Annotated in this window: 14 protein-coding genes, 1 tRNA gene, 1 other RNA gene and 1 pseudogene; 4 read left to right on the top strand and 13 right to left on the bottom strand. The window is 32.8% G+C overall.

Annotated elements, in window-relative coordinates; genetic code table 11:
* Nucleotides 1-563: 563 nt before the first annotated feature.
* The 11 genes from recR to gltB form a co-directional block, all read right to left on the bottom strand.
* Entirely contained in the window at nt 564-1,160 is a 597-nt protein-coding gene (recR, locus tag CD113_RS09420) for a recombination mediator RecR (RefSeq protein WP_002464899.1), read from the bottom strand.
* Nucleotides 1,161-1,166: 6 nt separating this feature from the next.
* Nucleotides 1,167-1,484: a YbaB/EbfC family nucleoid-associated protein gene (locus CD113_RS09415; protein WP_002464898.1), complete on the bottom strand. Its 318-nt coding sequence runs from the start codon at nt 1,482-1,484 to the stop codon at nt 1,167-1,169.
* 88 nt (nt 1,485-1,572) lie between these two features.
* On the bottom strand, nt 1,573-3,279 hold the full coding sequence (gene dnaX, locus CD113_RS09410) for a DNA polymerase III subunit gamma/tau (protein WP_002464897.1): 1,707 nt from the start codon (nt 3,277-3,279) through the stop codon (nt 1,573-1,575).
* A gap of 56 nt (nt 3,280-3,335) precedes the next feature.
* Entirely contained in the window at nt 3,336-3,857 is a 522-nt protein-coding gene (locus tag CD113_RS09405; RefSeq protein WP_002464896.1) for a GNAT family N-acetyltransferase, read from the bottom strand.
* 367 nt (nt 3,858-4,224) lie between these two features.
* An RNA gene (gene ffs, locus CD113_RS09400) (signal recognition particle sRNA large type) lies at nt 4,225-4,494 on the bottom strand.
* 79 nt (nt 4,495-4,573) lie between these two features.
* Entirely contained in the window at nt 4,574-5,302 is a 729-nt protein-coding gene (treR, locus tag CD113_RS09395) for a trehalose operon repressor (protein ID WP_040802315.1), read from the bottom strand.
* 15 nt (nt 5,303-5,317) lie between these two features.
* Nucleotides 5,318-6,967, bottom strand: coding sequence for an alpha,alpha-phosphotrehalase (gene treC, locus CD113_RS09390; protein ID WP_002464894.1), 1,650 nt, complete (start codon nt 6,965-6,967; stop codon nt 5,318-5,320).
* An 87-nt stretch (nt 6,968-7,054) separates the two neighbouring features.
* Nucleotides 7,055-8,482 (bottom strand): PTS system trehalose-specific EIIBC component, encoded by a 1,428-nt coding sequence (treP, locus tag CD113_RS09385; RefSeq protein WP_002464893.1) that lies wholly within the window; start codon nt 8,480-8,482, stop codon nt 7,055-7,057.
* Between the two features lie 413 nt (nt 8,483-8,895).
* A tRNA-Ser gene (locus CD113_RS09380) sits at nt 8,896-8,988 on the bottom strand.
* A 185-nt stretch (nt 8,989-9,173) separates the two neighbouring features.
* Complete coding sequence (locus CD113_RS09375; RefSeq protein WP_002464892.1) at nt 9,174-10,637, bottom strand: glutamate synthase subunit beta; 1,464 nt, start codon at nt 10,635-10,637, stop codon at nt 9,174-9,176.
* 18 nt (nt 10,638-10,655) lie between these two features.
* A complete protein-coding gene (gene gltB / locus CD113_RS09370; RefSeq protein ID WP_002464891.1) occupies nt 10,656-15,155 on the bottom strand; it encodes a glutamate synthase large subunit in 4,500 nt (1,499 codons plus the stop codon).
* Between the two features lie 177 nt (nt 15,156-15,332).
* Here gltB and gltC point away from each other — a divergent pair, with 177 nt between their 5' ends.
* From gltC to CD113_RS09355, 3 genes are all read left to right on the top strand, one after another.
* Nucleotides 15,333-16,217 carry a glutamate biosynthesis transcriptional regulator GltC gene (gene gltC, locus CD113_RS09365; RefSeq protein WP_002464890.1) on the top strand — a complete coding sequence of 295 codons (885 nt, stop codon included), beginning with the start codon at nt 15,333-15,335 and terminating at the stop codon, nt 16,215-16,217.
* 362 nt (nt 16,218-16,579) lie between these two features.
* Complete coding sequence (locus CD113_RS09360; protein WP_088177493.1) at nt 16,580-17,698, top strand: YibE/F family protein; 1,119 nt, start codon at nt 16,580-16,582, stop codon at nt 17,696-17,698.
* Nucleotides 17,695-18,483, top strand: a complete 789-nt coding sequence (locus CD113_RS09355; RefSeq protein ID WP_002464350.1) for a YibE/F family protein — start codon at nt 17,695-17,697, stop codon at nt 18,481-18,483. Before CD113_RS09360 ends, CD113_RS09355 begins: the two co-directional genes overlap by 4 nt.
* A 319-nt stretch (nt 18,484-18,802) precedes the next feature.
* Here CD113_RS09355 and CD113_RS09350 read toward each other — a convergent pair.
* Nucleotides 18,803-19,287: pseudogene (locus CD113_RS09350) on the bottom strand (GNAT family N-acetyltransferase).
* A 1-nt stretch (nt 19,288) separates the two neighbouring features.
* Nucleotides 19,289-19,672, bottom strand: a complete 384-nt coding sequence (locus CD113_RS09345; protein WP_002464349.1) for an NUDIX hydrolase — start codon at nt 19,670-19,672, stop codon at nt 19,289-19,291.
* Between the two features lie 156 nt (nt 19,673-19,828).
* Between CD113_RS09345 and CD113_RS09340 the strand changes: the two genes are divergently transcribed.
* Complete coding sequence (locus tag CD113_RS09340) at nt 19,829-20,098, top strand: hypothetical protein (RefSeq protein WP_002464348.1); 270 nt, start codon at nt 19,829-19,831, stop codon at nt 20,096-20,098.
* The last annotated feature ends 174 nt before the right edge of the window (nt 20,099-20,272 follow it).

Here is a 20,272-nt window from a genome sequence, read left to right as displayed (position 1 = left end):
TTGATTAGCTCATAATACTAAATAATGTTTGTAACTTAATGTTACGTTTTTGGAATTAACGTTGACATATTGTCATTCAGTTTTCAATGTTCATTTCTTAACACAAGAATTAATTATAAATGTTATTAACCTTTAAGTCAATAACTTTTTAAAAATTAATTTCGGTTTTATTCAAATCATTTTGTTGTGCTTTTGTTTGCCTCAACAAATACATACTATACAGGCTTCTAGCATACTTAACAACAGTAAAATTTACACTTTTAACATTGCTAAAAATACTCCTATCGATAAAAACCGAACTTATAAAACAGATATAATTTCATAGTATGTTTTATGTTGAAAATCACCACTAATATTAATATAAAAACTACCTATACCACTATAAATAGGAACTTTAATACTTTTAAACTTTTTGTCGTTTTTTCTATAAATATTCTTACAGTTACTACTAATCCATAATACAAACAGTGTTCGTTAATCTTATTCATTATTTTATACCGCTGTATATCAATAAAAAAGTTGTCATTTCTATACTTAAAATAGAAACAACAACTTTTTACTTTCTACATTTCAGTTCTTCCTGCTATCGCTTTTGATAAAGTTACTTCATCTGCATATTCCAAGTCTCCACCAACAGATAGCCCTTGTGCTAATCTTGTTACTTTAATACCTATAGGTTTAACTAATCTCGAAATATACATTGCAGTAGATTCTCCCTCTAAATTAGGATTCATCGCTAGGATTAGTTCATTTACTTCATCATTTTTCAAGCGTTCTATTAATGAAGGAATATTTATATCTTCTGGGCCAATACCGTCCATAGGTGAAATCGAACCATGTAGAACATGGTACAAGCCTTTATATTCTCTCATTTTTTCCATAGCTATAACATCTTTATCATCTTCAACAACACAAATAACTGAGCGATCTCTTTGCTTGTCTTCACAGATATAGCATGGATCGTTCTCGGTAATGTGTCCACATACACTACAATATGTTAGTTCTCTTTTTACATCTACTAATGCTTTAGCGAATTGTACAACGTCGTCTTCTTTCATATCTAAAGTATGAAAAGCCAGACGTTGGGCTGTTTTTGGACCAATGCCTGGCAATTTCATAAAACTATCAATAAGTTTTGATATAGGTTCTGGATATTGCATCTACGATCACATTCCAGGAATATTTAAGCCTTGAGTATGCTTACCTAAGCGTTCTTGAGTAAGTTCATCAGCTTTATTCATTGCTTCATTAGTAGCTGCTAATACTAAATCTTGTAGCATTTCAACATCTTCAGGATCTACTGCTTCTTCTTTAATCTCAACATCTACAACTTCTTTGTGTCCAGTTACTGTAACTGCAACCATGCCACCACCAGCTGTACCTACAATACGCTCTTCTTTAAGCTTTTCTTGTTCTTGAGCCATTTTCTTTTGCATTTTTTGCATTTGTTTCATCATTTGTTGCATATTTCCGCCACCGCGCATATATTATTTCCTCCTTGAAATTCATACAGTTTTAATAAAAATATGATGTTTATTACATTATACATACGATTATATCGCTTGTCATGTATCACTCTTCATCTATTATATTTACAGTTTCTTCACCAAATAAATCTTTTGCTTTTTGTGCAACATCTTGTTGTTGTTCACTACTATCATTACTATTATCATCGCTATGATCTTGTTTACGAGATTGTATATATTCTGAACGCACCCTTAACCATTGATCTGAAGGCACACCAACCACTTTGACATTTTTATTTACAATATTACAAACAACGCTCTCTATATTACTGCGTTTTTCATCGTCCTTATTCACAATTTCACAGTGAATTTCCTCTTCAAATTTCACTAGGACATGGTCTTCACTTGCTGCAACTGGTTCTGAATTTTGTAATAAGCTAACTAATGATTTCTTATCATTATTTTTAGCATGATCAACAACATCTTGCCAACGATTTTTCAGTAATTTAATGTCTTCTTTATTTGCTCTATCTAACACTTTAGCAATTTGTTGCATTGAAAAAGCATTTTTATTCTTTTGCAATGACCTTGTCGGCTTTTTGTTTGTCTTATTAATACTAGTTGCACTTGTTCCTTGTGCTTTTAAAGCTTTAAGCTCTTGTTCTAGTTGTTCCATTCTTTGCAACAACACATCACTATTCGGTTGTTGGACAATATGTGTCACATCATTAGACTCAACACCAACTACTGGTACTTGTTTTTTTATAAGTTCTGCAAGCTTAACTAGCAATACTTCAAAATGAACATTTTGATTTACACTAAATCTAATTGATACCAGCGTATCATTAATAATATCTATCATTTGATAAAGCATATTTAAATCTAAAGTCATTAATGCGTCATAATCATTTTCTTTGTCAGCTGTCTTATTCATAATTGTATCTCTAACAAAATAGATCATATCATTAATAAGTCTATTCACTTCTTTTCCTTCAGCGATAAAATGATGATATCTTTGGAATGCTGCTTGAACATCCCCTTTAACTATTTCTTCAAATAATTGATTTAATGCTTCGTCATGAACACTACCAGTTACATTTAAAGCGTCTTGTAGCGTTAACTGACCATCTCCAAATGCAATTGCCTGATCCATAATACTTAAAGCATCTCTCATGCCACCTTCTGAAGCTTTAGCAATAAACTCTAATGCATGATCTTCATAATCTAGATGTTGTGCATCAGCGACATATTGCAATCTTTCTACAATTTGGCTTATACTAATCGCTTTAAAATCAAAACGTTGCGCCCTAGAAATAATAGTTGGAGGTATTTTATGTGGTTCGGTAGTTGCCAAGATAAAGATAGCATGAGCTGGTGGTTCTTCTAACGTTTTTAGTAAGGCATTAAATGCACCTGTTGTTAACATATGAACTTCATCAATAATATACACTTTATATTTTGATTCACTCGGAGCATATTTAACTTTATCTCTAATATTTCTAATTTCATCTACACCATTGTTACTTGCAGCATCAATTTCAATAACATCTGAGTTAGTTCCCTGAGTGATACCTGTACAAATCGCACATTCATTACAAGGTTCCCCATCAGTGCTATTCAAACAATTTATCGCTTTAGCAAAAACTTTCGCTATACTTGTTTTCCCAGTTCCTCTCGGTCCACTAAAAATATAGGCATGTGATTGCTTGTTTTTTGATATAGCATTTTTCAATGTTTTTGTAACATGTTCTTGACCAACGACATCATCAAAACTTTGTGGTCTATACATGCGGTATAAAGCTTGATAGTTCAAGTTAGCACCTCCATAAACAATTACTTCTTATTATATCACGTTATAACTTACTTACCTTAAACTAACTGTTGAGGAATTTTAATAACACCATGAGGCGGATTATCTAAATGATCCCATAAAAATTTAACTAATATATTATCATGGTCTTCTGATTGAATGTCGTAGGCTTGCGCATTATCATAACCTAACCTTGAGAAGTATTCTAAGTTATCCCTTACAATAATTGTACTATACTCTTGTGATTTAGCTCGCTCTTCAACTGCACTCATTAAACTACTGCCCAATCCTTGACCACGCAAATCAGGTTTTACTGATAACGACGCGACTGCTAGTGCATAATAAGTTTGTACTTCACTAACAATTTCTACTTCAATTAATAATACGTGACCGACGACTTCATTGTTGTCATTCTTAGCAATAACTTCCAATTCAAAATTATATAAAGGAGATTTTCTTAAATATTTAACCTTTTTCCTTGCCTGCCAACTCGTTTCTGGCGTTTCATTAAAACTTTCTTCAATATTATCTAGCGAATTATCATAGTCAAGTTCAGTTAGTGTACTTAAATATATTTGCATATTTCCTCCGAAAATTACTTTTCTATTATTCATTAATTTATGACTTTTAATATCGTATGATAATTGTATTATATTCAATGCAACTACACTACTATTATTTGTTCAACACTTTTAACTTATAATGAATACATTACCTCAGGATATTTTATTGCTATAAGACTATTCAAATTCTCTTTCACCATACAATTAATATTACTCATTCTGACCGCACAAGCATCCACGCACATATTACTACTGCAAATATAAAAAGCTACTCATCAACATAATAGCAATCAAGTATACAAAATCCTTGTTAACTATTAAAGAGAGTAGCTTTCATTATATGTTGTTATCATACTTTATTTAAATGTTAAATTAAAAATTAAAACCGTGCACCTTTAAATCGAACGTAATTCACAAACGTTACCGAAGTCGTTAGCTAAATCTCGGCAACCCTACGGCACATATGATGATCCACTTAATGCTGCTTCCGTCAGGACCTGACATGGTTCATGGGTTCATATTGCATAGGACCGAAATCTTCAAACACTACGTGCTCCGGGCAGACTTCACAAAAATACGCCCTCAATAAAGGAATTAAGTCTCGCATAAAGCGGATTTCGAGTACAGGGAACCGCTACCTCCCCACCTAGCACGGCAAAATATATCTTACTATATTTATATAGCGAATTGCAAGTATAAAAACTTTAGACCATTAACTTCTTTAACATACAATATTATTTAGTACGCCTTCTAGAAAATTCATTAAATTTATAGTCAGTTGCTATATGTTTAGAAATATTATATTGAAATTGAGTGGTGTCTTCCAAATAAACAATACTTCTCACTGTAGCACAATATGCCGGTTCAATTTGACCAAACAATTTATATTCTTGCTCTAAAAATGGTTCAAAAGTAATAGATTTATTAGAATAACTAATCGCTAAATGTAAGTCATGTTCTAAATAGTGATATATAGAATCTTCTGCAACATCATTTCCAATTGCTTTAACAATACTCTGTAGAAAATAATCTTCATCGACGATTTTAACATGATCATTAATTTTTCGAGTTCGAATAATATGAATAAGTGTTTCATTATCTGATATAGCTAGTTTACGTTGAACTTCTGGCACTTCATAAGCTTTGATAACTTCATTGACTATAATATCTGTTGTATACGTTATACTTAACTCCGTTTGCATTTCTTTAAAACTAACTAACTCAGAAAATGGAAATTCTGTCCTACCTTGATAAATCACTAAAGAACCTTTACCGTGAATTTTTTGGATCATACCATCCAAGACGAGTAGGTCAAGCGCTTTACGCACAGTTTCCCTTGATGATTCGTAAGTTTGCAAAAGATCATTTTCAGAGGGAATTGAACTACCATAACTATATTTCCCATTAATAATATCTGCTTTTAACGTTTCATAAATTTTAATGAATTTCTTTTGTTTCATTATATACAAACTTCCATTTTATTTATTTTCCGATATTGTTTCGATGACAATTGCACCGTAACCACTAATCGAATTCCCTTCTATTATACCTTCCTGGATAATTATATTCCCGTTTAAGTCCACATCTTCTGGAATTATGACATTTTGTGCTGAAAAGTTAGCGATTACAGTCCAACAACGATTGTCAAAAGTACGATCATATATAAATAAATCATTATGCTTCATATGGCGTGGAATGATATTTCCATAAGTAATAATGTCATGTTGATGTCGTAAGTCAATTAACTTTTTATACGTATATAAAATTGAATTTTTATCTTCTATAGCTTGTTCAACATTAATCGAAAGATAATTACGCGCAACGTCAATCCAAGGTTTACCTTCTGTAAAGCCAGCATTGTTCTCTTTAGACCATTGCATTGGTGTACGTGAATTATCACGTGATTTTTGTCCGAGAATGTCCATGATGTCATCCTCGTCATATCCTTGTTGTTTCATATTTTGATATGCATTTAAAGATTCAACATCTCTATATTGGTCAATAGATGTAAAATGAGGATTCGTCATACCAATTTCTTCACCTTGATAAATGTAAGGTGTCCCTTGCAGCATATGTAGCGTTATTGCCAGCATTTTAGCACTTTGCTGTCTCAATTCTTCTGTTGTATCATTGCCAAACCTTGATACAACTCTAGGTTGATCATGATTACACCAGAATATCGCATTCCATCCGCCACCTTGATAAATTCCAGTTTGCCAATCCATCAAAATAGTTTTTAGTTTATGAAAATCTAATTTGGCATTACTCCATTTTTCACCATTGACGTAGTCGACTTTTAAATGATGGAAGTTAAATACGCTATTTAATTCTTGACGCTCTGGATTGGTATATTTAATACAATTATCAATTGTTGTAGCTGACATTTCACCAACCGTCATCATATCAGTATCGCCAAATGTCTGACGATTTAGTTCGTGTAGAAACTCATGGACTCTAGGACCGTCAGTATAAAATTCTTTACCTATTTTAGATGAATCTTTAAATTCTCCTTTAGAAATTAAATTAATAACATCAAAACGAAAACCATCTACACCAAAGTCTATCCAATGATTGACAATATTATACAACGCTTGTCTAACTTCTTTATTTTCCCAATTTAAATCAGCTTGAGTGACATCAAAAAGATGTAAATAATATTCATCCGTAACGGGATCATATTGCCATGCATTACCCCCAAATTTTGATTCCCAGTTAGTTGGTGGACCATCTTGAGATTTACGGAAAAAATAAAAATCTCTATATGGATTATCTTTCGCTTTTTTGGCCTCTTTAAACCAATGGTGTTCAGTAGATGTATGGTTAATAACAATATCTAACATGACTTTTAAATCTCTTTTGTGCGCTTCAGTTACTAGTAACTCAAAGTCTTCCAACGTTCCAAAATCTTCATTTATGTTTAAATAATTACTAATATCATAACCATTATCATTCATTGGAGATTCATATACAGGCGTCAACCATATATAGTCAACACCAAGGAAAGTTATATAATCTAATTTTTCAATAATACCTTTAATATCCCCTATACCACTTCCAGTCGTATCATTAAATGACTTCGGATAAATTTGATATACGACTGATTTTCTCCAATCTTGATTTTTCAACACGATAATACCACCTTTTCTTAATATATAGTTATAAAATAAGGGACGCCCGCATAGTATATGAACGCCCCCTTAAGTTATTTAATTGTGTTAATCTTCAACGATTTCTTTCGCTTGTTGTTTACTAAAATTAGATAAGATAATCGTTAAAATACATGGCACTATCATAGCAATAATTGTTACTACAATATATACTAACCAATATTCTTTTTGGATTGAAATAAATGCTGGTACCCCTCCAACACCTACACTTCCAAGAACTTTATTCATACCAATAATCGCACCTAAGACACAAGAAGTTGAAATAGCTGCAACGAATGGATATTTAAGAGGTAAGTTAACACCAAACATAGCTGGTTCAGTAACACCTAACATACCAGAAATACCAGAAGTTAACGCTAATCCTTCTTCTTTAACCATTTTACGGCGCTTGTAGACATACCAAGCTCCAAATGCCGCTGATCCTTGGCAAATATTAGAAATCGCCACGATTGGCCATAAATATGTTCCACCTAAACTACTTCCCATAAGTTGGAAGTCTACAGCTAAAAACATATGATGTAAGCCTGTAATAACAAGCGGTGCATATAATAAACCATAAAGCGCACCACCTAACCAACCTGCATGTTGGAATACAAAAGTAACCCCTGCTGTAATACCTGTACCAATGATTAAAGCAATTGGTCCAATAACGATAAATGATAAGAATCCTGTTACTAGTAGTGCAACCGGACCAACCACTAACATTTTAATAGAATCATGAACGACTTTATTCAATGCTTTTTCTAATTGAGCTAATACATAAGCCGCGATTAGTACTGGCAATACTTGACCTTGATAATTCAACTGTTTAATTTCTAAACCAAATAAATTCCAAGTTGGTATATGGCCTTTACCAATATCATATTGTGAGACTAATTGAGGATGCATTAAAATCAAGCCTAAGACTAAACCTAGTATAGGACTTCCACCGAATACTCTCATACTACTCCAACCAATTAAAGCTGGTAAGAAGATAAATGCTGTACTAGCAATTACATTAATAATATTTGAAATATCTGCAATTTGCGGGTACATCACAATGAGTTCTTTTGGACCAAATAAGCCTTTCATAGTTAAGATATTGTTAATACCCATTAACAAACCTGCAGTTACAATTGCAGGTAATATCGGTATAAAAATATCACCCAACAATTTAATTAACCTTTGGAGCGGATTACCTTTTTGTGCAGCTGCAGCTTTAGCATCATCTTTCGATGCCTCAGACGTGCCAGTTTCTTCCACAAATTGTTTATATACTTCATCAACCGTACCAGGTCCAATAACAATTTGATATTGATGATCAGCTTTAAACTGTCCTTTTACTAATGGATTATCACTCAAAGCCTCTTTATCTACTTTACTATCATCTTTCAAAACTAAACGTAGCCGTGTTACACAATGCGTTGCTGTTTCAAGGTTCTCTTGGCCTCCAATAGCATCAACAATGGCTTTTACATCTTGTCTTTTTACAGCCATATCCTTCACTCCCTTAATGTCTTAGTGAAAGTATAACTTGTCTAGACAAGTTATGTAAAGGCTTTCAAGATATTTTTTATATCTTATTTTGATATTGTGACAAATTGTCATATTCCACATAGTTATTTAAATAATGCTTTAAGTCAATGAGAATAACTATCTCAACAACTTGGCAACCTTGTCTGGATATAGAATAAAATAAAAAATCCGATATTATTATCAATTTAAAAATTGTAATCTGAAAAATGTATATCCTCTTTTGTTTAATGATCACTAAAACACCATTAACAAATGCTTAAACTCCTAATCATTGCTAGTCAAACATCATCAAAAATTACAAAATAAAAAAGGTAAATACTCAACGTATTGAGCACTTACCTTCATTATATAAAATATCATATATTCAAAATTAATGGCGGAGGAAGAGGGATTCGAACCCCCGCGAGCCGTTAAGCCCCTGTCGGTTTTCAAGACCGATCCCTTCAGCCGGACTTGGGTATTCCTCCTGAACACAAATAATATCATATATTAGCGTTATTTAAATGTCAATATAATTTTCAATCTATTCTTTACTTAATGAAATTAAAAATTAACAAATGACGTTAAATGATTCATACACTACATCAATATGTCATCATCTAGTTCACCATCGACCACTAATTCAAAAAACTTTACTGTAGTTATACAAAGGTTAAACTAACACTTTAGTCGATAAGTATTGATTTACAGCTTTAGCTACACCACGTCCCTCTTTAATAGCCCATACAACAAGACTTTGTCCTCTTCTTGCGTCTCCTGCAGCAAAAATTTTGTCATTATTTGTTTGATAGTCTGTATCATTCGCTACAATTTTATTGTGTTGCGTTTTGATATTAAATGCACGCGGTACCATTGTTTCTGTTCCTTCAAAACCAATCGATAACAATACTAGATCAGCTGGCCAAAATTTCTCTGGTCCTTCTGCCATAACCATACCTTGATCACTTTGTTGTAATATTTGAGTGTAAAGTCCTCTTATATGACCTGTATTATCGATGTCATAACGCATCGTTTGAACACCATAAGCTCTTGGTTCCTTACCAAATTTAGCTTGATATTCTTGATGTGCATAATCCATTTTGAATACCGGCATCGCTAATGGCCATGAATTATTTTCTTTAAACGTAATTGCCTCTGGTAACTTAGTATACTTATTAAATTGAACAATGGATTTACAATTTTCTCTTAATGCTGTAGCAACACAATCAGCTCCAGTATCACCTGCACCAATGATAATTACATTTTTATCTTTAGCTGTAATAGTAATATCTGTGATTTCTCCATTTAACAATTGAGTTTGTTCTGTTAAGTAATCCATCGCAAAATGAATACCCGCTCCCATACGTCCTTCTAACGGTAAATCTCTTCCTTTTTGTGCACCAGTACATAAAATAATGGCATCATATTGTTGCTCAAGCTGATCTTTATCAATATCTACCCCAATTTCTACACCAGTTTCGAAGATGATACCCGCTTCTTCCATCAAACGAATGCGACGACGGACAACTTCTTTATCTAATTTCATATTAGGAATACCATACATAAGTAGCCCTCCCGCTTCTCTTGCACGTTCATAAACGGTAACTCGATATCCTAAATAATTCAATTCTTCAGCTGCGGTCAAACCCGCGGGTCCACTACCAACTATAGCAACTTTTTCATTACGACGAGCCTTAGGATTTTTCGGTTTGACCCAATTGTTAAGGAAGGCTTCATCGATGATTGTACGTTCTATCCCTTTAATCGCTACCGACTCACGATTAATCTTCATTACACAAGCATTTTCACAAGGTGCCGGACATACACGTCCTGTAAAATCAGGAAAATTATTAGTCTCACTTAAACGTTCATAAGCTTGTTTAAAATCTTGTCGATATACTAAATCATTCCATTCAGGAATATAATTACCGATCGGACAACCAATCGTCTCACGTCCGAATAATTGTCCAGTTTGGCAAAATGGTGTACCACAATCCATGCAACGTGCACCTTGAATAGAGGCATCATCTTTTGTAAATCGTTGTTGATAAGCTTGATGATGTGTCAAACGATCGACAAGAGATAATTCTGATAAGTACTGTTTGTTATACTTCATAAACCCTTTAAATTCACCCATATGATTAACCCCCATTCTTTAATACACAATCGCTGGTCGTTGTGTGTGATTAATTACTTTACTATCATCATAAAATGCTGCTAAAGTTGCTTCATCTTCATTACTATTTAATGACTTGTGTAATGCAATCTTTTGCATCATTAATTGATAATCTTTAGGTATTACTTTAACAACATAACGCTCAATGTGATTGAATTTTTTCACTATATCAATTGCTTTAGTACTATTCGTTTGCGCAATATGTTCTTCTAACATACCTTTAATCAATAATTTCTCTTCATTATATTTAATTGTAGTCATTAATAGCGTATCTAATTGATTATCTTTTATAAAAGTTTTTATATCTGAAGGTATAATGTAAGCTACGCCACCACTCATACCTTGACCGAAGTTTTTACCAACATCTCCTAATATTAAGACGTGACCACCAGTCATGTATTCAAGTCCATGATCCCCTATACCTTCAACTACTACATCTGCCCCACTATTTCTAATACAGAATCTTTCTCCAGCTTTACCATTAATAAAGGCTTTACCACCTGAAGCTCCATAAAATGATACATTACCTGCAATAATTTCATTTTGTCTTTCTTCAAACGGTGCTTTAACGATGACTGTTCCACCTGACAACCCTTTACCGACATAATCGTTAGCATCTCCTGTATGATGTACTGTTAAACCTTTCGGTGCATATGCTGCCAAACTTTGTCCTGCATGCCCATTCGTATAAATATTGATGGTATTTTCAGGTAAGCCTTGTTCACCATAACGTTTAGTAATTTCACTACCAGTAATAACACCAACATCTCTTTGTTCATTATTAACAGTAAAAGTTCCAGTATAACGTTGTCCTGCTGCTATATATGGTTTGGTTGTTTCATATAATTGAGTTAAATCAAAACCTATATCTAAATGATGATCTTGCTTAATTACTTTAGTATTTATACCTTCAAAATTTTCAATGAGTCTTTCAACTCGTAATGAAGCTGCCTTACTATGCGGATCAATTGTCGTTGATCTTTGTAATAAATCCGTACGTCCGACTAGTTCCTCAACACTTCTTAATCCTAAAGAAGCTAATATTTCTCTTAATTCTTGTGCTATAAAATGCATAAAATTAACTACGTGATGTGCCTTACCTCTAAATAAAGCACGTAAATCTTTATTTTGTGTTGCAACTCCAACTGGACATGTATCTTTGTGGCAGACACGCATCATAATGCAGCCTAAAACTACAAGTGGTGCCGTTGCAAAACCAAATTCTTCCGCTCCAAGCGCACAAGCGTACGCTACATCTTTACCGGTTAATAATTTACCGTCTGTTTCTAACTTAACGCGACTTCTTAAATCATTAAGTTTTAATGTTTGATGTGTTTCAGCTAATCCGATTTCCCATGGCACACCTGCATGTTGAATGCTCGTTTTTGGTGATGCTCCTGTTCCACCATCATAGCCACTGATAACAATTTTATCAGCAAAGGCTTTTGCTACACCTGACGCAATTGTACCGACACCAGTTTTAGATACTAGTTTCACGGCAATATCAGCGTCTTTATTAGCATTTTTCAAATCGTGAATTAATTGTGCTAAATCTTCAATGGAATAAATATCATGATGAGGCGGTGGCGATATCAAACCAATACCTGGTGTTGATCCTCTCGTTTTAGCAATCCACGGATAAACTTTAGTACCAGGCAATTGACCACCTTCCCCTGGCTTAGCACCTTGAGCTACTTTAATTTGAATTTCTTTGGCGTGTTGTAAGTAATCACTTGTCACACCAAAACGACCTGATGCCACTTGTTTAATCGCACTCACTTTATTACTACCATCTACTTGAACATCATAACGTTTAGGATCTTCTCCGCCCTCACCACTATTACTTTTACCACCAAGTTTATTCATAGCTTGTGCTAATGTTTCATGTGCTTCTGCAGAGATAGAACCATAACTCATCGCCCCCGTGTTAAACCTTTTAACAATGTCACTAACTGGTTCTACTTGATCAATATCGATAGGGCGACACGGTTTAAATTCTAATAAATGTCTAATATGATCTTTACGACTATGATTTACAGCTTGTGAATAATCTTTAAACTTAGCATAATCATTGTCTCTACATGCATGTTGTAATAAAAATATAGTTTGTGGATTAAAAGCATGATGTTGCCCTTGTTGACGCCATTGGAAAGTACTTCCTGATTCTAAAAAGTCTTTACCACTTTGTTGTCGAGCTTTATTTTCTGTATCGATTTGTTCGATAGATAAACCAGATAATTTAGATTGCGTGCCTGTAAAATAGCGATTAATCACATCATCTGATAAACCAATGGCTTCAAATATTTGTGCTCCTTGATAACTTTGTACTGTAGAAATACCCATTTTCGCCATAACTTTAATAACACCTTCAGACAACACATCAGTATATGTCTTAACATTAGCAATAACATCGCCAGGCAATCGTTCTGTCAACGTCATATGTTCAATTGTACGTTGAGCTAAGTATGGAACAACAGCATTAGCGCCGTATCCTAATAAGCAAGCAACATGATGTACTTCTCTAGTTTCACCAGATTTAGCAACTAAGCTGGTATCCATACGTAAATTTTCTTTAATGAGTAGTTGATGAATATGACTAATGGCTAATAACATAGGCATGGCATAAGCTTTTTCATCTACTAATCCGCTATCATCTAGTACTAATATTTGGGCACCCTTAGTCACAGCTTGAATTGCGGATTCACCTAATTGATTTAAAGCTTCTTCCAATGAACCATCATATAACGTTGATAAATAAGTCGTATTAAATGTTTGCTGATCAATACTTTCAATATGATGTTCGTTCAATACTGGGCGTTTCAACTGAATTCTATCTAGCACATGCTCATCTGGATTAATCAAGTTACCTTCTCCACCTAAGTATGACAATTCACTAGTTACTATTTTTTCTCTATACGCATCAATAGGTGGGTTTGTCACTTGTGCAAATAATTGCTTAAAATAATTAAATAGCGATTCCGGTTTATCATTTAATACCGCAATTGGCGCATCATACCCCATCGCCCCAATTGGATCCTTTTTAGATTCTACTAATTCTTGCATATACTTATTAATATCTTCTTTAGTGTATGCAAATTGACGTTGTAATTTAAATAATGTCTCATCTGACCAGTCTGACGCGCGATATTGTATATGTTCAAAGTCAAATTGCTTTTTATACTTTTCAATCCACGTCTGATAAGGTAATTCATTAGCTATACGTGTCTTCAAGTCATTATTTTCAATCACTTTATGCTCATTAAAATCAACTAATAATAACTTTCCTGGGTTCAGTTGACCTTTAAATGCCACATTACTTTCTGGAACATCAACAACGCCTACTTCTGATGAAAAGACAATAAAGTTATCTTTAGTAATCGTATATCGACCAGGTCTAAGACCATTTCTATCTGTTAAGGCACCTATTTTGTCTCCGTTACAAAATGAAATCATCGTTGGACCATCCCACGGTTCCATCAAATAACTATAAAATTCATAAAAGGCACGAACATTGGCATCATTCGACTTATTGTATAGCCATGGTTCTGGAATAAGGAGCATAGCTGCTTTTTCTGGTTCCATAGACAATGATAAAAATTCTAATGCATTATCAACAATGGCAGAGTCACTACCATCTTCATCAACAATATTAAATATTTTATGTTGATCTTTACCAAACACAGTATTAATTAACTTATGCTGACGTGCCCTCATCCAATTGACATTACCTTTAATGGTATTAATCTCCCCATTATGCATTAACAATCTATTTGGATGCGCTCTTTTCCAACTCGGAAACGTATTCGTACTAAAACGTGAATGTACTAATCCCAACTTTGATTGATATAACTCATTAGATAAATCCAGATATAACTTTTTAATTTGGTCTGAGCGTAACCAACCTTTATAAACAATCGTTTTATGAGACAAACTTGTAAAATACAGTTCTAAATCATTTGTCGTCGTATAATACTCTAAATGTTTTCTAGCTAAAAATAATTTTTTTGTTACATCAGTAACATCGCTAATATCTATAAATACTTGTTGAATGACAGGCATTGTCTGTGCTACATGTTCAGCAATAGCTGCTTTATTGACAGGTACATCTCTAAATCCTAATATCTTAAGACCTTCATTTTCAAAATATTGATGAAATATTGCCTCATGAATCGAACCTTTAATGCGTTCTTTAGCAAAAAATAATCCTACTGCATAGTTTCCTTCGCTAGGAATTTTAAATTCTGTAATATGTTGTTCAAAAAATTCGAACGGAATTTCAGTCATAATTCCTGCACCATCACCAGTCATTCCATCTGCTCCAACCCCACCCCTGTGGTCTAAGCGTCGTAACATTTCAAGCGATTTATCAATAATGTCATGAGACCTTTTATTATCCATATTCGCATAAAAACCAATACCACAGGCATCATGTTCCTCACGATAATCATATAAACCTTTAATTAACTTGTCATTGTGCATGATGCGCACTCCCCTTTTTTAGAATATTCTGATATTAGTTATTAATGATAATTACTATAATCTAAAAAATTGATCTGTTCAATATATAAAATAGAAGATATCGTTCTAAAAAATAGATTAATCGAAGGTGAGATTGGTATAATATTGTGTAAACATACTATTGTAATGGAGGTATTTATGGAAATTAAACAATTGCGCTATTTTGTTGAAGTAGCTAAGCGAGAACATATTTCTGAAACTGCATTAGAATTGAATATTGCACAATCTGCCATTAGCAGACAAATCACTTTACTCGAACAAGAATTGAATGTCCCTTTATTTCAAAAGCAAGGACGAAATATCTCACTGACATCTGAAGGGAAATTATTATTTAATGAGGCATTAACGATATTAGATCATCTAGATACGACAATAGAACAGTTTCAAAATCACGGTTTAAGTAAACATAAAAGTATTTATATTGGCTATGAAGAGAGTGATGTATCAATGATGTTACTGCCTCTTATACAATCGTTTCATCTACAAAATGATACACATATCATACCCAATTTAATGACACAAAATACTATTATTGATCAAGTATTAAATGGCAATATTGATATAGGTTTTACTGAATTGAACTATGATATTAAAAAACACAAATCCATATATGTGTTACCTTTATTCGAAGAACATTTTCACTTATATGCACCATCAGATGATCCAATCACATTATCAACTCAACCGCCATTAATACAGTTCGAAAATAGTCGCATGTATACGTTATATTCAATTGCACCATCAGTAAAAAAGCAATTACAATCATTTACTAAAACAGATATTTACACAATTAGTAATAAACAGTTAGCTCAATATATCTTAAAACAAAAAGACGGCTATATCATTTGTCCTAAACAAATTTCATTGCCTAATTCTCAAGATTGGGTGGATATTACATTAGAACATACTGAATTAAAAAGAACAATCTGCGCTATCACCAAAGAACCTTATGTTAAAAGTGATATAGGCATCTTATTAACTTTAATTAAACAACTGATGACTAAAACATCAACTTTTTATTAATTATCATATTTGAATAGTTATAGTAATATTTTTGAATTACAGCGTTCAAGGGCGTATAATCAGCATATTACTGAAAGAAGGTTCTCTAACAAATTGGACTGATACAAAATTAATTTTTCAAGCCTCGCTATGCCCAACTTGCATTTCTGTAGAAACTGTGAAATAGTTTCTCTGTGTTGGGTCCCTTCCTAGGGTGCTGTCTCAGCCTACCCCAACTTGCATTTCTGTAGAAACTGTGAAACAGTTTCTCTGTGTTGGGTCCCTACCTCAGGAGTCTCGGCTTTAAAATGATTTTTATTTTAAATTATTCATTTTTTTATTTATCAGTTCTAAAAAATAGAGAACCTGAAAGAATTGAGGTTTTGTTATTGCAACAACGACATTTTTTTACGAAGCCTTTTAATATTATTATTGTCATTTTTTGTATTATTTACGTTTGCAGCATTATTTTCACTTTATTTAACACTTCTTTGTATCATCAACCTATAGGAAAAGTAACACAAGTGGAACATCTGTCAACAACATCAACAACAGATGACCAACATAATCATGACACTAAATACAAAACTAAATTGACATTAAACGTATTAAATGGCCATTTTAAAGGACAAACAACTAATATAGAACATGATTACGTCAAATCTCAAGCAGATTCTGAAGCCTTTAATAAAGGAGATAAAGTATTACTGCATATTTCTGATAAATTGACCGATGCCGATATTATTGAAAAGAAACGAGATACATTAACTGTAACAATAACAGGTTTATTTTTATTAACTGTTTTAATAGTAGGACGTAAAGTAGGATTACAATCTATCTTATCGTTAATGATTAATACAATTGCTGTACTAACAGCTATTTATATACATATCACATTTAGTAATACGAATTTATTCTTGTTAATGACAATGGCAATGGTTTGTTCAACAGTTATCACCTTATTGCTTGTCACTGGTTGGCATGCACGTACTGTCATTACAATTATCAGCACAATTGCAGGTACAATGTTAGCGATTGGGCTCACTGAATTAGTGATTGCGCTCACTGGTGGTCAAGGTATTAAATATGAAACAATGAATTTTTTATCTTTACCTCCTAAAGATATCTTTTTAGCTTCAGTGCTAATAGGTTCTCTTGGTGCTATCATGGATGTTGCCATCACGATTGCAAGCGGTATGCACGAAATTTTACAACGTACCCCCAATATTTCAAAAACACGTTGGGCTTTAGCAGGTAGACATATCGGGCAAGACATCATGGGTACAATGACTAATATTTTATTATTTTCATATTTATCAGGATCATTACCTATGTTTTTGATTTACCTAAAAAATGCTAATACCCTTACTTATACCATTTCAATGAATTGGTCTTTAGAAATCGTTCGAGCATTGACGGGTGGTATTGGAATCGTCTTAACTATTCCAATCACTATTGTATTAATGGAACTTGGAGAAACTTTAAGGAGGGCTAGACTATGAATGCAGTCGTCATTTTAGGTGCCTTACTCTTAATATTAATGATTATTTTTGGCGGTAAAAAAGGGTTAGTATCATATTTAACTTTATTTTTAAACTTTGCCATTTTAGTGATTAGTATCATTTTCATTATTTTTGGTATGCCTATATATATTGTCACTTTTATATTTTGTATCGTTATTGCTGCTTGCAACTTATTTGTATTAAATAGTTATAATATCAAGACACAAGCAGCTTTCATCGCTACTATTATTACCACAGCTTTATTAATTACTGTTATCTACCTTGCAGTATACTTTGGACATTTACAAGGCTTTGCCACGGAGCAACAAGATGAAACCTATATTTACTCAATGAACATTGGTATTAATATGGTGCAATTTATGGTATTTACTATTATTCTTGCTGTCATTGCAGCAGTGATTGATTTGGCAATTACGATTAGTTCTCCAATATATGAGTTATATCAAGTTAATCCGAAACTCAGTCAATATGAGCTATTTCAGTCTGGTATGCGTGTTGGTAGAGAAATTTTAGCTACTTCAGCTAACACCATATATCTCGCCTTTTTCGGAGGTCAATTAACACTGTTTTTCTGGTTTTTTAAATTAAACTATTCATTTGGACATATCATTAACTCGAAAATATTTGCACAAGAGTTCATATCTATTTTATTAGGTGGAATAGCGGTTGCCATGAGTATCCCTATTACTGCATGGATGACGTCGTTATTAATTAAAAAACGACAACATACACGCTTAAAAAATGATACTGTTCATATGAAATAACTTACGAGCAATAGATTAACCACTATCGTTTTAGAATAATAGTGTAGTCATTTTTATCGCGCACACAGTGTCTATTCTTTATTAATCAAGCACTTTTAGTACAATCAACTAATCTAGATATATGCAACTAACGATAATAGTGGTTTCTAACGTTGATAAATCATAAAATATACATCAAAATTTGTTAATAACATCAGCTATGATACTTTACGTAAAAAAAAACCAATCAAAATTACAGTCGCACTATGTTAAAACGGTATAAACATGCCGTCCTCTTAATCAATAACATAGTCATTGGTAAATTTGATTGGTTTTTAATTTATGTTTTAATCTTTAATGACATGATATAAACAGGTCTTCCAACTAAAGAACTATCACCTTGATAACTGTAGCCTTGTTGTTTATATAAATTGAGTGCCTTAGGGTTATCCGTATTAACCGTCAAAACGATTTCATTTATATCGGTAAACTGCTGTGTTATAAATGATGGCAACTTAGACATCACTTGCTTAGCAATACCTTCTTTACGATAACGAGCGTCTACACTGAATGATCTAAAAAAATAGCTTTAGTATTATCGCTAAAAGGTGCAACGCCATTTTCTATATGTAACGTGAAAAATGCTACACATTCATTATTTCTCCACACCATTATAGGATATCTATGATAATCTTCTAAAGCTGCAACAATATTGTCATATGGTGTTTTAACAAATTTGTTATCCATCTCCAATAGTTGAAATCGTTTTACAACTTGTAAATCATTTTGCTGATAATGTGCTAATGTTATGTCTTGTAACGTCATATTAGTTAATTCCTTGTGCAATCCATTGTTGAACTGCTGGTGCAATAAGTTCACTATTTTGTTTATCAATCCATTTGATATCCGTAATTTCATTATTAATAGCAATGTCATCCCAATCAATGTCAATTAATGCTCTAAAGCCATTTAATTCCGTAAGTGTATTAGGCTGCGGATATGCTGGTCCCACAACAGTACCTATAAACTCTAAATCTTCTTGTCGTAATGTTAAATTTAATTCTTCATCTAATTCTCTGATTAGCGCTTCAACTAATCCTTCCCCTGCTTCAATTTTACCACCTGGGAAATAATATTTAGCTCCATGTCTGACTTGAACCAATAATATCTGGTCTTTAGTCTCTGCGACTAAACAAACACATTTAATCATTCAACTCACCTCTATGTTTATCTTTTATATGATTCGTTAATATATGTATTATGGTATCATAGAGACAAAGTTACTGAGTAATAGATAAACTTAGTAATTACTATATACAACATAGACTTCAACAACATATAAAAAAATTAATGGGGGAATTATTGTATGTCTAAAAAATCTCAACCAGAACGTTTATCTCGTCTCTTCAATTTAGCTGGTTTTATCGTTGATGGATATAACGGTATGAAATATGACGCTAAAAATAAAAAATTAGTATATTTGTCACTTGGCTTAGGTGCTATTGGGACACTACTTGATTTCTATATCTCATTTAAATCTCCACGCAAAGTTAAAAAATTCGGTGCTGTTATATCATTACTAGGTAATGGTGCTCGATTATTTACAAGTTTACGTAAAGTTAAAAATGAATATTAAAATGGTTTTCTCTCAAATTGGACTGATACATAATTATTTACTCTTTATTTATCAGTCCTAAAAATGAGAGAACCATTAAATTTATAAGTTCTAACGATAAAAAAGTCTCTTCTAATGTATAAGTTATCTACATTAGAAAAGACTTTTTATTTTGTCAGCTATACCTCAAAGATA

The organism is Staphylococcus simiae (assembly GCF_002902085.1).
GTDB lineage: Bacteria > Bacillota > Bacilli > Staphylococcales > Staphylococcaceae > Staphylococcus > Staphylococcus simiae.
The sequence above is the reverse complement of the archived record's forward strand: the minus strand, read 5'-3'. Positions and strand labels throughout refer to the sequence as shown.

What these genes read in the sequence shown, in the direction of transcription:
- recR (WP_002464899.1), bottom strand. Translation starts at nt 1,160, where the DNA reads ATGCAATATCCAGAACCTATATCAAAACTTATTGATAGTTTTATGAAA.
- CD113_RS09415 (WP_002464898.1), bottom strand. Translation starts at nt 1,484, where the DNA reads ATGCGCGGTGGCGGAAATATGCAACAAATGATGAAACAAATGCAAAAA.
- CD113_RS09405 (WP_002464896.1), bottom strand. Translation starts at nt 3,857, where the DNA reads ATGCAAATATATTTAAGTACACTAACTGAACTTGACTATGATAATTCG.
- treP (WP_002464893.1), bottom strand. Translation starts at nt 8,482, where the DNA reads ATGGCTGTAAAAAGACAAGATGTAAAAGCCATTGTTGATGCTATTGGA.
- CD113_RS09375 (WP_002464892.1), bottom strand. Translation starts at nt 10,637, where the DNA reads ATGGGTGAATTTAAAGGGTTTATGAAGTATAACAAACAGTACTTATCA.
- gltB (WP_002464891.1), bottom strand. Translation starts at nt 15,155, where the DNA reads ATGCACAATGACAAGTTAATTAAAGGTTTATATGATTATCGTGAGGAA.
- gltC (WP_002464890.1), top strand. Translation starts at nt 15,333, where the DNA reads ATGGAAATTAAACAATTGCGCTATTTTGTTGAAGTAGCTAAGCGAGAA.
- CD113_RS09355 (WP_002464350.1), top strand. Translation starts at nt 17,695, where the DNA reads ATGAATGCAGTCGTCATTTTAGGTGCCTTACTCTTAATATTAATGATT.
- CD113_RS09345 (WP_002464349.1), bottom strand. Translation starts at nt 19,672, where the DNA reads ATGATTAAATGTGTTTGTTTAGTCGCAGAGACTAAAGACCAGATATTA.
- CD113_RS09340 (WP_002464348.1), top strand. Translation starts at nt 19,829, where the DNA reads ATGTCTAAAAAATCTCAACCAGAACGTTTATCTCGTCTCTTCAATTTA.